The sequence below is a fragment of the Limnoraphis robusta BA-68 BA1 genome (genome assembly GCF_034932365.1).
Lineage (GTDB): Bacteria > Cyanobacteriota > Cyanobacteriia > Cyanobacteriales > Microcoleaceae > Capilliphycus > Capilliphycus robustus.
On sequence record NZ_JAYGHR010000015.1, the window covers coordinates 1 to 15,263 of the forward strand.

Sequence of the window (15,263 nt, forward strand, 5' to 3'; positions counted from 1 at the left end):
ATCATGTCCGACTAATCAATAATGATTCTGTAGGGGCGGGTTCAGTCAATATCTTTAGCACTACTGAGAGATTGAGATAAACCCGCCCCACCCCATAACAGAATTAATCAACCGGACATAATATCATGTTGTTGGAATTTTCCCCAAGGCCTCACAGACCCACACTCCAATGTAGCGTGAGATTTTTCGACTGACATCAGAATCGAGTCTGTTCCGTTTAATCTCTTCACTCGGGAGGAGACCGTTTTCCGAGAGTAACCATCAGCGATACAATGATCAGAGGCTGGCAAACAACACTATGTCTAAATGTCTAAGACTTATACAGTTGAATTTCATCATCAAGGACAGGTTCACACCCTAGAAGTCCCAGAGGATCAACCGATTTTACAGGCAGCAGATGCCGCCGGACTTGATCTACCAAATTCCTGTAATGCTGGAGTTTGTACCACCTGTGCGGCTAAACTACAAGCAGGTCAGGTCGATCAGAGTGAGGGTATGGGTCTAAGTCCTGAACTTCAGGCGGAAGGATACGCCCTTTTGTGTGTCTCTTATCCTCGGTCTAACTTGAAACTGGACACGGGAAAGGAAGACGAAGTTTATAGTCGCCAATTTGGTCAGTCTTCCTAAAGGTTTAGGGTTGAGGATGTGGATAAAAATCAAGACATATAGCAGAAGTCAGGAGACACCGAGACAGGAGACAGAATTGAAACCTTTATCATAAAAGGATTTGACAGAAAAACAGTGTCCTAATCTCTGCTTCGACTGCTATATTTGATCTAAATTGTTCCACGTCCTCAACGGATGATTTACGATTGGATGAATACTCAAAACTCAGAAAAACCATGACGACTCATTTTATTAGCGCCGAAATTGACTTCCAAGAATCCCCTCAGCAGTTGCAACAAGAGATAGAAGCAGAACTGCAAAAACGAGGTGAACCGCTACGTTGGGCAATTACTCAAGTTGATTCTCAGCAGCAAAAAGTTCAGGTTGAAGCGGTTGTTATCTGTGAGGAAAAGCCCTAATTATTGTTCGGACTGGGAACGTTGCAGTTGAGCGATCGCACCAACAATAATTTGATGTTCCTGAACTTGAATTCGAGCATGAAGGGTTTCCGGTGTATCATGGGGTAAAATAGGAACAGCCGCTTGCATTAAAATGGGGCCGCTATCAACTTTTAATTCCACCAAATGCACCGTACAGCCTGTAATTTTCACCCCGGCTTCTAAGGCTTGTTCAATGGCTCGAATTCCGGGAAAACTCGGTAACAAACTGGGGTGAAGATTGATAATTTTTTGAGGAAAAGCATCAATTAAAACCGGAGTGACAATCCGCATCCAACCCGCCATTACAACCCAGTCTACCTCATATTGCTTGAAGGTTTTAACAATATCTTCATCCAGTTTTTCACGGGAAGAATAGTGGCGGTGATTCAGTAAAATCGATGTTACCCCAAATTTGTTCGCCCGTTCTACAACTTTAGCCTCTGGGTTATTATAAATTAAAACCTGAACTTGAGCATTGAGTTTGTGATCAGCGATAGCTTGGGCGATCGCCGCAAAATTACTCCCACTTCCTGAAGCTAAAATTCCTAATTTTAGGGGAGAACCCTGAAACATCCCTGAAGGAGAAATTTCAGGGGAAATCAGGCTTGGTGTTGGATCGAGACAGGTTGAATCAGAACTCATTGATGCGTTAAAAATTGAAAAATAGAATCTCGCGCTTTATGTAGAATAGTCTCACATTCACCCAACTGCAAGTAGATCCGCAAATGAACTCTTCGCGACTCCCAAACCGAACCCTTCTGGATCAAGAAGCGATCGCCGCTTGGATATTTCTCGCCCCAGCCGGAATTTTAATCACAATATTTATTCTATGGCCGATTGCTTATTTATTCTATCTCAGTTTTACCCAAGGTAATTTTACCATTTCCGGCGTGCATTGGGTCGGATTGAAAAACTATTGGCGTTTGCTAGTCAGTCCCGATTTCTGGCAAGTGATAGGGAATACCGTCTATTTTACCATCGGAACCGTCATTCCGAGTTTAGTGATTCCTTTAGCGTTAGCCGTCCTTCTCAATCAAACGATAGCATTACGGGGAATTCTACGAACAGCTTATTTTATTCCCTCAATTACTTCGCTGGTTGCTGTTGGTTTAGGGTGGCGTTGGATGTTTCAAACAGACGGCCCAATTAATGCTTTTTTATTCAGTTTAGGGTTTAATCCCATCCCTTGGTTAAGTAGTACCGTTTGGGCAATGCCTGTGTTAATTTTACTCAGTATTTGGAAACAATTAGGCTTTAATATGGTAGTATTTTTAGCTGGACTGCAAGCCATTCCAACCACTCGTTATGAAGCCGCAGAACTCGATGGGGCAGGGCCTTGGCAACAGTTTTGGCATATTACTTTACCCGGTTTAAGACCTACTTTAGTCTTTGCAACCGTCACCACAGCCATTTTTACATTACGCAGTTTTGAACAAGTTTATATTATTACTGGAGGCGGCCCTCTCAACTCAACAAACTTGTTAGTTTATTATATTTATGATCAAGCCTTTGCTCAATTTGACTTCGGTTATGCGGCGGCGGCTGCCACAATTTTACTCGGCATTGCATTAATATTAGTCTACATCCAACTGCAAGTTTTTGGTCAAGATAACTCTTAAAAATTCGGTAAATTTATAACAAGTTCATCACGAAGACTCTCTCTTTGTGTCTGGTGTGTCTTTGTGGTTTTTCTTCATTTTATCTAAAATCAACCCAAGTAAAATCCCTAAAGGAAGAAAAATTAAAGCGTAGTACAGAAATCTATAGCTTTTAATACTAACAGAGTTTACCGGATTTTCTAAAAGATGAGTAAGCTGGAAAAAGTTAATCACAGGAGCGAGTTCAAAAGTGTAATAATTCTGAACTTTATCAATATATATTCGCACCCTAGAACCTACATAAGTTACGATAATATGGTGAGGGTTTTTATCTCGAAAAACATCACGGATGAGTAACTCAGGGTTAGAACCATTGTCTCCTGTCATCGGAGTTCGCAAGCGGAAAATCAAGTCAGTTTTCTCTTGTCCGAGGGTAAAATTACGTTCATAAGGACTACCTGACAGAGATATTATTCGGGCTGGCCCTGTTTGCTGTAAATTAACAGTGGCTACTTTTAGACTGATTGTAAATTCTGAAGTTTCGCGTAACTTTTCTGTTAAGATTGTAGCAGGATTAACTGTAGAAAGGGAGTTATTTTTATCGATAAAAACGCCTAAATTTTCGGTAACATGAGTTAAGTTTCCTTTCCAGACTAAATTCGGTAAATTGTTAGTTGCATCTTGAAGGTTTTCTGTATTATTTAACGGATAAAATGCAATTAAACCCTCTTCCAAACTTTGATTGAAATTAGAAGTTGAAAAGGCGAGTTTGACTTCTTCTTGAGCAATCGAACGATTAGCTATCCAAACCTCTGATATATAGCCATTCCAAGAACGATCACCTGTTTTTTCATTGCCAATTAATAAAGGAAAGTTCAAATCCCAGTTGCTTAAATTGGTTAGCGGGATAGGTAGATAGATAGGAACTAAAAGTGCTGTTACTGAATAAAATACAAAAAAAAATACTAATAACTTGGTTGAAAGTTGAGATTTAATTTTAATCAAAAGTAAAGAGTTGATTTTTTCTCTCCACCTAAACGCACCTAAACATCCTAATAATCCTCCCAAACTATTCGCAAAAATATCGAGATAAGTTGAAAAACGAGAGGGTAGAAAAATTTGCAATATTTCTATAGTAACAGATACAGCCATACTGGTGAATAACACCAAGACAAGTATAACTGTCTTTCCTAACCCTTTTTTGTACATCCATCCAGTTAACCCGAAGCCAAAAGGAATAAATAAGAAAATATTCCCGATAAAATCGATACTGTTACTGGGGTGATCAAAAAAGTGAGTTAATTTTGTAATAGAAAAATTGACACTTGTTAAAAAATCAAAGGGAAAAAGAGTTAAAAATAGAATGAATAGCAATCCGCTAATGAAGGTGAATACATTCAACTTAACCCCTCGTTGTACATCAATGGGTTTCTGTGGGTGAATCTGCTGCGATGAATGATTCCCTGGCATTTTGTCACATAAAAGTTGAATGACTCTCTAGGAAAGAGGTATTTTCCTTAAAGTTTTCCTAGACAGTGTATCTTACATAGGCAAGTCATTCATGCTGCTAAACCTTCTTGAGGCTTCTTAAATTTGAAGGTTTTATTCAGCGTTTGTAGCGTTGCGATTAACATTTCTTTCACCATTGTTTTCCACTTCCAGGAAAACCACTGAGCGAGTTGTACATAACAAGCCATCTTTTCAAATGCACTCATCCGTACACGGTTTACCGACTGCAACTGTTGATCAAAAAGTGTACAAGTTGGCATCTGAATTTTGCCTTGATTTTTGGAATCATACCAAACGGCTAAAGCCTCCCAAGAACCTTTACGAGTTGCTCGTGAGGTATTTTCATGCCATCTGAAAAAGAATAGATATTCGGGTATTTCATAAAACTCACCTAAAAGACATAATTCGCCTAGAAGTACGATATCTGCCCAAGCAAAATTTCCAATCAATGGTGTTTTTTTGAGAGCTTCTGTTCTCATCACTCCAAACACGGGATTAGGACACATGAAACCCCGTTTTCGCCAGAGACGATGATGGTGAGCAAAGCGTTGATCGGGTTTGGGTTCACGCAAGTCTAGTAAATCTGTTTTGCTCTTATGAAGAATTTTTCCCTCCTCGTCAACATCACACTCTAAGGTGTAAGCTAAGACGACAGCAGGATTTTTATCAAGGACTTCAACGCAGCGTTCTAAATGTTTTGGAGCGACTAAATCATCACAAGCCGCCCACTTAAAATATTCACCTTGAGCCAGTTCAAAGGTGCGATTATAATTAGGCGCCGCTCCTAAGTTTTCTGAGTTGCGATAATAGCGAATACGATGATCTTTAGCGGCGTACTCTTTACAGATTTCTTCGGTTTTATCTGTTGAGGCGTTGTCTGAAATAATTAACTCGAAATCCGCATAAGTTTGAGCGAGTAATCCATCTAATGTTTCTCTCAAAAACCGCTCACCGTTATAAATGGGCATCCCAATACTGACGCGAGGATTAGTATTCATTTCTTAACTCTCCATAAGTTTTAATTTTTTTGACTATCAGGGCGGGAATATCTACAGTGATTTGTGAGAGATCTAAATCGATTTAACCCGCCCCGACTAAAAATGGAAGTTTGTTAATCTTAAAGCGGAACAACTTGGGTTTTTACGCCCATATCATCTAACATTTTTTGAATTTCATCACAGTAAATAGGGTTCATTACAATCACGCGATCCGGTTGATATTCTTTTAAAAACTCTGGGGACATAATTTGTTTACCAACACCCGGAATAAATTTGCCATGACGGTGGGGATTAATATCAACAACGTATTGAATTTTATCAATTGTATCCAGAGTGGTTAGAAAAGCCACACACTTAGAACCGGAACCCCAAACAACTACCCGTTTTCCTTCCGTTTGCCATTGTTCTAAATTTTGCTTCCAACTATTTAATTTATCGTGAATGGTAGCGGTAAACTGTTTAACGTTTTGCTTCAGTTCTTCTAATGTTTCTTCAAAGGGATGAGTTTTTTCTGAGGGAGTTTCCACAGGCATTGCTTCGATCATCAAATATTGATCGCCGTAATCTCCATACAGATTGGTAATTTCAAACCCACAAGAGCGGAATAACCGAGCGAGTGATCCGGGTGTAAAATATGAACAATGTTCGTAATAGATATCTTCAAAAGCTAAGTCTTTCAAAACTCGAATGGTATCGGGAATTTCAAAGAATACCGGAATATGAGTGCGATCGCCAATGGAAAGACGAACTGTTTTAATAAATTCAGCCGTTGGTTGAATATGTTCTAGGGTATGACGACAGCAAATAAAATCTCCCACATATTCGGCGTGTTTTTCGGAATAATAGTCTTGAATAAACTTCACTCGATTTGCCGCTTCACTCTGCACTCGTCCCGGAACAACACTCGGATCAATTCCGACTCCTCGATTATTTCCTAATTCACATAAAAGCAGTAAGAAGTCTCCCTTACTGCACCCTATTTCGACAATATCTTTATTGTGAAGGTCGTATTTTTTAATCAGGTTATTGGCTAAATCCAGGGCAAATTTATTAAAAGTAGGGGAAAAACTTTGTTGGTCTTCATAGTTAGGAGCGTAAGCTGACCACTTGGAGTCAAACTTAATATTGGTAATGAAGCCACAATGTTCACAAAAACCCAGTACCACATCGCCACTGGGAAAATCTAAAGCATCTTCCTGAGAGGAAAGCATTAAACAGCTATGAACCGGAACATTACTCACTTCATAAAACGGGGAAAGTCCGTGATGACCACAGTTTGGACAAGTTGAATTTTCTAAAGTAACTTCGGGTGTTGCATCGCTTGATAATGAAGGTTTAACAGTTGTCATTTTTATCTCCTAAATTTTAAATTTTTTCTACTCTTTTGAGTCTGTTCGACTCAAGCTAATGATTTGACTGGTTCAGTTTAACTCAATGAGTTTAAAGTCGCACAGTCTCGAAAAAAGCAATACAGGCATACTGTCTGATCGCCCGATCGCCAAATCTCTGTCTAAAGTTAGAGGAATCGCGATCGGGTTTTTTGTAGAATTAAACAAAACTGAAAGAACTACTGTTTAAATTCAAGCTAGTCACTCCTTGAACAATTGCGATCAGTTCGTTCTGTTGAGGAGAATTGAGGTAGATGGCTACACCACTCTGCAACCCCTGGGGTGAAGTCCCTGTGCTGTAATTGGTGCTACTACCGTGAAGTTGAATGAAGTCCTGTGCATTAGAATCAAAGTCAGTAATTAGGGCATAATCTCCTAAACCTGCATTGCTTTCAACTGCATCATTATAGTAAACTTTTACTGTATCTCCCAATACGAAGATATCAGCTCCTGTTCCCCCTGTCAATGAATCTAACTCCCCTTGTCCCGGTGTCGCATCGCTGGTATCTACTCCGACCATGATATCATCGCCGCTCGTGCCTTGTAAGCTATCAGAACCCGAAGTTCCAGCAATTAAGGCATCTTCAGGAAAAATCAAAGCGGCAGTATTAAAAAAGTAATCCACACCTGTACTAAACGCAGGCCCGGAATTCCCTGCATAGGGGCCGATTTGCGTCACCGCTAAGGCTCGATTAATATTACCTGCGGTCGTCCAGTTCTCACCATTTCCTGAATAGTCTAGCTTCCAGTTATTTCCTGTGCGTGTTAGTCTCAAATAAGAGGCTGAACCTGGAGTTAACCCACTGACATTAAAACTAGCACTGGTGTTGCCATTGTTGGTATTGGCTGCAAAAATTGTTAAGCCATTATTGCCATATTGAATCTCAAAGCGTAACCAGTTATTGGCATCTTGCTGAACCAAAATTCCTTGCATTTGGAATCTTTTCGTTGGTTCAGTGGTGTATTTCACCTCGGCTTGAAAGTCGGTATTGGCAGCAGGCTGCATCACCCGCACTGCATTGGTGTTTGAACTCCACAAGTCATATTCACCACTGGGAACCGCCAAGTTGAGAATAGCATTTCCTGTACCAGCACCTGTGAGAGAATAGGAGCCATTCCCCGTCGGATTGACAAATGTCCACTGAGGATTAAGGGTCGAACTGTTAAAATCATCAGATTCAAACAAGTCGGGAGCCTGGTTAACTGAGAGGTTCACCGTTGCAACGTTAGAAGCCGCTCCATTATTATCAGCGACTGTGTAGGTGAAGCTGTCCGAACCCAAAAAGCCATTATTCGGGGTATAAGTAACCGCTCCAGTGGTTGAATTAACACTGAGGATGCCTTGAGTCGGATTACTGACAATCGCAAGGCTAGAAAGGTCTATGGTGCCGTCAACATCTGTGTCATTACTTGTTGGGTTGAACGTAACGGGGGTATTTTTAATCGTGGTTGCGGAATCATCCACCGCGATGGGCGGATCATTGACCGGATTGACGGTAAGATTAACGGTTGCGGGACTGGAAGCAAACCCTTCACTATTGGCAACGGTGTAACTAAAACTATCACTTCCGTTAAAATTGAGCTTAGGCGTATAGGTGACAACTCCCGTAGTCGTATTCACACTAACATTGCCCTGATTCGGTTGACTCTGAATATTGACCGTGCTGGCATCTAGAACACCACTTGGCGTCGTATCATTCGCTAGGATATTAATCGTAACAGGCGTATCTTCATCTGTGATCTTGCTATCATTCGTCGCGCTGGGAGAATTCGGATTATTAATACTGATATTCACCGTTGCGACATTAGAAGTGGCGCTTTGATTGTCTTGAACGGTATAGGTAAAACTATCACTGGTTGTCCCAGAGCCATTGTGAGTGTAGGTGACTTGTCCATTACTATCAATACTCACTGTTCCATTCGTCGGTTGAGTCTTAATCGCTAGGGTTGTAGGGGCGAGAGTTCCATCACTGTCTGTATCATTACTGAGAACATTAATCAGCGCAGATTGCCCTAAAGCTACCAATGCACTATCATTATTGGCCACAGGAGCCTGGTTTGTGGGTGGTGGGTTCGGTATCGTTGACCCTCCGATGGGAGTAACCGTAACATTCCCAAAACTAACATCGTGATAATGAGCTACCAGTAGCATCGAACCACTAGCCAGACCCGACCCTCCGGGTCGATCTTGACCATCAAGACCTTGAAGATTCCAAGTAGACGGCTCTGGCTGACCTTCCTCCCAAACCTTGAGACTGTATTGTGTACCATTTGACAGCAACTCAGATCGCATTTTGAAAATATGGGTTTTACCGATGTCTAAACTCATTTTTTGAGACTTGCCGAGATCGAAAAGTCGGATTTCGCCACCATCCCACCATCCAATTTCGCCAAAAGGTTCAAAGCCGGCGAAGGGTTGTCTCCCACTTAAATGGTTATCGTTATGACCTTGCCATCCCAGCATTAAGCCGACTGCACCGACATTAGCCGCAAAATTTAGGGTGACAGGAACACTGACTTCATAGTTAGTCCAAGAGATATCACCCACTGAAATCAAACGATCATAGCCTGTTTCTAAGGTACGAACGTTGCTCCCTTGAATTGCCCATTTCCCATCGACGATCTGTGCGACATCGTTAATTTGTGAGACGGAACTCCAGTCAATCGAATAGGGTTGCGGCCAAGTATTACCCGACTCATAATCAACGGTGACCGCCTTTGTCGAAATATTTCCCAGGTTATCCGTCGCCTTAAATACCACTACATCATCAACAGCCGTGGGATTGAGAGTGCTATAAGCAATATCAGCATTAAAATCATTTTGTTTGGCAATCCGGAACCCTTGATTAAGGTTTAGTGGTACTTCTAGCCCGCCATTGAGGGAATAGGTCAGTGAGGCTACACCATCGGTGTCACTAACTTTACCAACAATATTAATCCACTCTTGAGGTTGACCAATATGACCAAAAGTTTGATTATTTCCGTACCAAAAATCAATATTAGGGCCACCTGTCATCGGCGGCGGTTCATTAACGGAAAGGTTGACATTGGCTGAGTTAGAAACGGCCCCAGCACTATCTTTAACGGTATAGGTAAAACTGTCTGAACCTAGATAATTGGTATTAGGAGTATAGGTGACAATTCCTGTCGTGGAATTAACACTGACACTACCATTACTGGGATTGCTGGTAATTGTCACAGTCGCGGGGTCAATACTGTTATCAATATCGGTGTCGTTGCTGGTTACATTAACGTTGACGGCTGTATTCTTGTTGGTACTCGCACTATCATTAACCGCAACGGGAGGGTCATTAACGGGGTTAATCGTCAAGCTTACAGTCGCGGGATTAGAAACTGATCCCTGATCATCGGCAACTGTATAACTGAAACTGTCAGAACCATTGAAATTGGAGTTCGGAGTATAAGTGACAACTCCCGTTACTGGATTAACCGAAACGCTGCCGTTGGTCGGATTGCTACTAATATTGACACTACTGGCATCTAGCGTACCATCAGGATCACTGTCATTGTTTAAAACGGCGATCGCAACAGCAGTATCTTCGTTCGTTGTCGCAGTATCATTGACAGCATTAGGTGCGTTGGGATTGGTAACGCTCACATTCACCGTTGCTGCATTAGAAATTGCTCCTTCATTGTCTTTAACGGTATAAGTAAAACTATCAGAGCCACTAAAGTTAAGGTTCGGTGTGTAGGTGACTTCTCCGGTTGTTGAGTTAAGCGCTACACTGCCATTACTGGGGTTATTGCCAATTGTTAGACTACTCGGGTCTAGAGTTCCATCAGAATCGCTATCATTATCTAAAACATCGATAACTGCTACACCGTTTTGTTCAACCCCAACAACATCATTATTGGCGACTGGGATTTGATTGGCAGTTGCTCCATCCTCGGGGATAATGGGATCTGCGGTATTAAAAAAGTAATCCACACCTGTACTAAACGCAGGCCCGGAATTCCCTGCATAGGGGCCGATTTGCGTCACCGCTAAGGATCGATTAATATTACCTGCGGTTGTCCAGTTCTCACCATCCCCCGAATAGTCTAGCTTCCAGTTATTTCCTGTGCGTGTTAGTCTCAAATAAGACGCTGAACCCGCAGTTAACCCACTGACATTAAAACTAGCACTGGTGTTGCCATTGTTGGTATTGGCTGCAAAAATCGTTAAGCCGTTATTGCCATATTGAATCTCAAAGCGTAACCAGTTATTGGCATCTTGCTGAACCAAAATACCTTGCGTTTGGAATCTTTTCGTTGGTTCGGTTGTGTATTTCACCTCGGCTTGAAAGTCGGTATTGGCAGCAGGCTGCATCACCCGCACTGCATTGGTGTTTGAACTCCACAAGTCATATTCACCACTGGGAACCGCCAAGTTGAGAATAGCATTTCCTGTACCAGCACCTGTGAGAGAATAGGAGCCATTCCCCGTCGGATTGACAAATGTCCACTGGGGATCTAGGGTAAAGTTATTGAAGTCGTCTGAGTTAAATGTAGTCATGTTCGTGGGTGAGTTTTCAATTGCTCGGTTTACAGTTGCAACATTAGACACAGCAGCATCATTGTCTCGAACCGTGTAAGTGAAGGTATCACTACTCGTATTCGAGCCATCGTGAGTATAAGTGAGAGTACCGTTGCTATTCGGCAACACTTCGCCACTGGCGGGCGGATCGACAATCGTGACAGTTGCCGGCTCGAGGCTACCATCACTATCACTGTCATTGGCCAGTACCTCAATTGCTACTGATTGCCCCCGCTCAATAGAAGCTGTATCGTTATTAGCAATGGGAGCTTGATTAGTAGCCAACGAAACGCTCACTGTAGCTGAATTTGAGGTTTCGCCCTTATTATCCTGCACTGAATAAGTAAAACTATCATTATCAATAAAGTTTGTATTCGGAGTGTAGGTTATTGCTCCTGTTGTGGGATTAACACTGACGTTACCGTTATTGGGTTGATTATTAATCGTGACGCTTGTCGGATCGAGACTGCCATCAGGATCGCTATCATTACTGACGACATCAATCACAACGGCTTCGACTGCATCCAGGGAAACCTGATCGTCGAAGGCAACGGGGGCTTGATTAAAATTTCCACTTCCATCATCAAAGCCTGAATATAAAGGAATCTGAAACCCTTGATTCCGTTTGAGAATATTGCTGTCATTCAGCAAAGTTTGAGTTACACCATTGCGAGTCTCCTCCACTAAAACATTGTAGCTACCGACGTTGTAACGGGATTCGCCAATACCTGCAATCGTCAGTTGGGACTCGTTATTAATGAAAGCAGGTTGTCCGTCGGGGATGGAGTTTCCTCCACTGGCTGGATAAATCAGTCCACCGAGAACTTCGGTCTTACCGCCCCCAGTGGTTTCAATAACCGTTCCTTGTCGTTCTGTTTTCAGACCCAAAATCCACAGTTTTCCACGATTATTGGTAATTTTGGTAGTTGAACCTTCGGGATTGAGTTGCCAAGCCCAAACTTCTTGTTGATCAAACACCCAATCACTGGCTGCGACATCTTCAATCACTAATTGACCGGGAACGCTGTTGCGGTAAGCTGATCCTGATCCAATCGCAAAGTTTCTCAGAATTAAGGGTGTTGAGGACGCTTGTTCAACCCAATGAAATGATCCTCCTCCATAGTCCCCAAAGAAGCGTTCAAGTGTGACCGTGGGTTGACTTCCCGGTTCAAAGCGAAAAACCGGTTCAGTTTTATTTTTTAACGGAGCATTAATGGTCAGAATGGTTTGATAGGATGACCCCGTAATTAAGCCCACATTACCCCCAACTTCGAGGGTATCGCTAATGATGTATCGGCCGCCGGGAAAGTAAACGGTTGATTTTCCTGAATTCAGTGCAGCTTGAATGGCTGCGGTATCATCTCCGCTATCATTGGCAATTGCCCCAAAGTCAGTAACATTCGCCCAATTACTCAGGTTGTCGTAGCGAATTTCAGGGAGTTCTGGAACAGAAAGTTGTAATGAGGTTTCTGGAGAGGGGAATAAGGTATAAGCGGGACTAGAAACATATTCAGAAATCGAACTTCCAGCAATAACGGTACTTCCCTTTTTCAGAGCAGATTGATAGCCAGAGGTATTGATATTACGAGCGTAAAGGGTTCCGGTAGTTAATTCAATGGCTGAGTTTTGGGACGAACCGCCTGTAAAGTTACCATCGATAACGGTAAGAATCCCTCTATAATCGTTATTTTTAATAACTGGAACAGAGTTGTTACTGCTTAATCCCCGAATATTGAGGATATTTCCGTTATTGTTGATTCCGACAATCTTCTGATTATTGAGGGTTAAATTCTCAAAAACGTTACTATACTCGGGATGGTTAACTTCAATCCCATAATCAAAACCATCAACAGTTACATTTTTAATTAAAGCAGGACCCGGCCAAGCTTTAGTCAGGGCTAATCCCGTTTGACCCTGGTTATTCGGGTCACTTGATTGAATGGTGACATCGCGAATCCCACCTTGATTATTATTGAGAAACCGGATACCAATGGCTTCTGAATTTCCCGTCCCAATATCAACGGTGAGGTTGTAAATTGAATTTTGAAACGCTTGTCCGGTGCTACTTCCTTCAAAAGTTGTGATTACAGGTTTAGGGTTAGCAGCATTATTAAAGCTGGGAAGATTATCTTTAAGTTTAATAATGGTTTTTTCTTCGCTTTCCCCCTGCAATAACAGTCGCTTTGTATCTCCCCATTGCAGGGTATCGCTAACTAAATAGGTACCATTCGGAAAATAAACAGTCCGATTTTCTGCCAGGGCTTTCTGAATTGCCTCGGTATCATCTGTAACGCCATCGCCCCTTGCTCCATAATCTTTAACATTGACTAATCCTGCATCATCGGGAAATCTAACTTGTAGAGGTGAGGTTGCCGTAAAATCATCATCCTCAATAGTTCCGACTCCCCAGTTGTCTGCAATGGAAGCGTTGGTTGCATTGGCAAGATTAACGATGAAACTCTCGTAAGCTTCAACCGTGTTATCGGCTTGCACCTCAACGGTTAGGGTTTGTTCGGTGACTCCCGGTGCAAAGCTGAGTGTACCACTCTTGCCTGTGTAGTCTATTCCCTCAAGCGCTGTTCCAGATTCTGTAGAAAAGTCTACCGTGACCACTTCACTGCTGGGTTCTGATAAACTGACATTGAACGTGAGGTTTTTTGTCCCGCTATCACCCTCTGCAATACTGACATCGTTGATCGATAGTTTAGTGCTGGCATCTTCCGGTAAGATGGGTGTGGCAGTATTAAAAAAGTAATCGACTTTAGCGGTAAATGCAGGAGCGGGATCGGCATTTCCCCCAAATGTTCCAATAGAATTAACGGTGAGGTCGTGAGTGAAACTACCCGCTTTCTTCCATGTATTACCATCTGCCGAATATTCTAATGTCCAGGTGTCTCCACTGCGGTTCACTCGCAAGTAAGACGCTGAACCTGGGGCAACATCAACCCCGATTTCTGCTTTAGAACTCCCATTAATTGTACGAGCAGCATAAACGCGCAATGTACTGCCTGTATGGTAAGTATCAAAGATTAACCAGTTGTGATCATCCTGTTCAACAATTAGACCTTGAATTTGGAACTTCTGGGAGGGTTCTGAGGCAAATTTGACTTCGGCTTCAAAATCCTCATCTTGAGCAGGCTGCATTACCCGCACGGCGTTATTACTTTCCCAGGCGTTATGATCTGTTCCTCCTGGAACGAATAGTTCTAGATAGGCATCTGAGGTTCCCTCTGCCGTTACATTGTAAGAGGCATCATTCAACGGGTTTACAAACGTCCATTGGGAGTCTAAAGTGTTATCGGTATTGAAGTCATCGGAGTTGAAAGGTTGAGCAAAAATGAAGCTGTAAGTTTGTTTGAGGGTTTCTGTAAACGCTAATGTAGAGCGAACTTGACCAATGGTCACCTCAAGATTCCAATCTCCTCCCAAAGTTGAGCTACCCGTTGGCTTGGTAGAAGCCGCAATATTAACACCCGTAAGCTGATGAAGTTGTTTTAAAAAAGCTTGACCAACTTTTGTCGCAGCAACCTGACAACCATAAAGCAGTATAGATGCTTCCCCCAGAAGACCTGACCACAGTTTGAGGTGATCCGTATACTGATTTAAAGTCTCTAAACTAAGTTGACTATTTCCTAAGTTTAAACAACCTGGTGAACCATGAGAAACAATATGAACAGCTTCAATATCGCTATGTTGTTGTAGTGTTTGAGTAATTTGGGCTACGCCATCCTGCTGAGATTGCAGAATAAACACCTTGTAACCGGGTTGGACTGCCTTGATCAAGCTTTGATAATCGTCAACCTCCGAGTCAATAAAAACTAATGAACTCGGTGTTAAAGATAAACAAGAATTTTCACAGCTTGATAACAAATCTCGCTGACACTGCTCTAGGTGACAATCAGTAGCACTCAGGCTCGTCATTTGAACTTCCAGGTTAGTCATTTCAATTTCAAATACCCACAAAACTCACATAGAACCACGCTTCCACTTCTTAAAAGTAGCAATCAAGTCCTATTCTGTCTGTATTCTCTCTGTAAAATTAGTTCAATACTGACATATTTTTTTGCTCTCTATCAGTAGATTTACAGAAGTTTTACAATCGCTTTAAAAAACGGGTTCTAGTTTAAAAGCAAAGTTAATTTTTTGAAGACTCTCTCTCTTCATCAAAATTTAAACCTCTTTTAATG

At 42.0% G+C, this 15,263-nt stretch carries 8 protein-coding genes; 3 read left to right on the plus strand and 5 right to left on the minus strand.

Features of this window, described 5'->3' with window-relative positions:
- Window positions 1-306: 306 nt before the first annotated feature.
- Window positions 307-627 (plus strand): 2Fe-2S iron-sulfur cluster-binding protein, encoded by a 321-nt coding sequence (locus tag VB836_RS08500; protein ID WP_323218934.1) that lies wholly within the window; start codon window positions 307-309, stop codon window positions 625-627.
- 215 nt (window positions 628-842) lie between these two features.
- Entirely contained in the window at window positions 843-1,025 is a 183-nt protein-coding gene (locus VB836_RS08505; RefSeq protein WP_046280674.1) for a hypothetical protein, read from the plus strand.
- Here VB836_RS08505 and purN read toward each other — a convergent pair whose 3' ends face one another.
- Window positions 1,026-1,688 carry a phosphoribosylglycinamide formyltransferase gene (gene purN / locus VB836_RS08510; RefSeq protein ID WP_046280673.1) on the minus strand — a complete coding sequence of 221 codons (663 nt, stop codon included), beginning with the start codon at window positions 1,686-1,688 and terminating at the stop codon, window positions 1,026-1,028.
- 83 nt (window positions 1,689-1,771) lie between these two features.
- Between purN and VB836_RS08515 the strand changes: the two genes are divergently transcribed.
- Window positions 1,772-2,665 carry a carbohydrate ABC transporter permease gene (locus VB836_RS08515; protein ID WP_046280672.1) on the plus strand — a complete coding sequence of 298 codons (894 nt, stop codon included), beginning with the start codon at window positions 1,772-1,774 and terminating at the stop codon, window positions 2,663-2,665.
- Between the two features lie 27 nt (window positions 2,666-2,692).
- Here the strand turns inward: VB836_RS08515 and VB836_RS08520 are convergent, their stop codons facing one another.
- From VB836_RS08520 to VB836_RS08535, 4 genes are all read right to left on the minus strand, one after another.
- A complete protein-coding gene (locus VB836_RS08520) occupies window positions 2,693-4,114 on the minus strand; it encodes a VanZ family protein (protein ID WP_323218935.1) in 1,422 nt (473 codons plus the stop codon).
- An 89-nt stretch (window positions 4,115-4,203) separates the two neighbouring features.
- On the minus strand, window positions 4,204-5,151 hold the full coding sequence (locus VB836_RS08525; protein WP_323218937.1) for a glycosyltransferase family 2 protein: 948 nt from the start codon (window positions 5,149-5,151) through the stop codon (window positions 4,204-4,206).
- Between the two features lie 119 nt (window positions 5,152-5,270).
- Window positions 5,271-6,500: a class I SAM-dependent methyltransferase gene (locus tag VB836_RS08530; RefSeq protein WP_323218938.1), complete on the minus strand. Its 1,230-nt coding sequence runs from the start codon at window positions 6,498-6,500 to the stop codon at window positions 5,271-5,273.
- A gap of 199 nt (window positions 6,501-6,699) precedes the next feature.
- Window positions 6,700-15,018, minus strand: coding sequence for a tandem-95 repeat protein (locus tag VB836_RS08535; RefSeq protein ID WP_323218939.1), 8,319 nt, complete (start codon window positions 15,016-15,018; stop codon window positions 6,700-6,702).
- Window positions 15,019-15,263: the final 245 nt, after the last annotated feature.

Bases quoted from the DNA above. Each gene is read 5' to 3' on its own strand.
- VB836_RS08500 (WP_323218934.1), top strand. From the start codon at position 307: ATGTCTAAGACTTATACAGTTGAATTTCATCATCAAGGACAGGTTCAC.
- VB836_RS08505 (WP_046280674.1), top strand. From the start codon at position 843: ATGACGACTCATTTTATTAGCGCCGAAATTGACTTCCAAGAATCCCCT.
- purN (WP_046280673.1), bottom strand. From the start codon at position 1,688: ATGAGTTCTGATTCAACCTGTCTCGATCCAACACCAAGCCTGATTTCC.
- VB836_RS08515 (WP_046280672.1), top strand. From the start codon at position 1,772: ATGAACTCTTCGCGACTCCCAAACCGAACCCTTCTGGATCAAGAAGCG.
- VB836_RS08520 (WP_323218935.1), bottom strand. From the start codon at position 4,114: ATGCCAGGGAATCATTCATCGCAGCAGATTCACCCACAGAAACCCATT.
- VB836_RS08525 (WP_323218937.1), bottom strand. From the start codon at position 5,151: ATGAATACTAATCCTCGCGTCAGTATTGGGATGCCCATTTATAACGGT.
- VB836_RS08530 (WP_323218938.1), bottom strand. From the start codon at position 6,500: ATGACAACTGTTAAACCTTCATTATCAAGCGATGCAACACCCGAAGTT.
- VB836_RS08535 (WP_323218939.1), bottom strand. From the start codon at position 15,018: ATGACTAACCTGGAAGTTCAAATGACGAGCCTGAGTGCTACTGATTGT.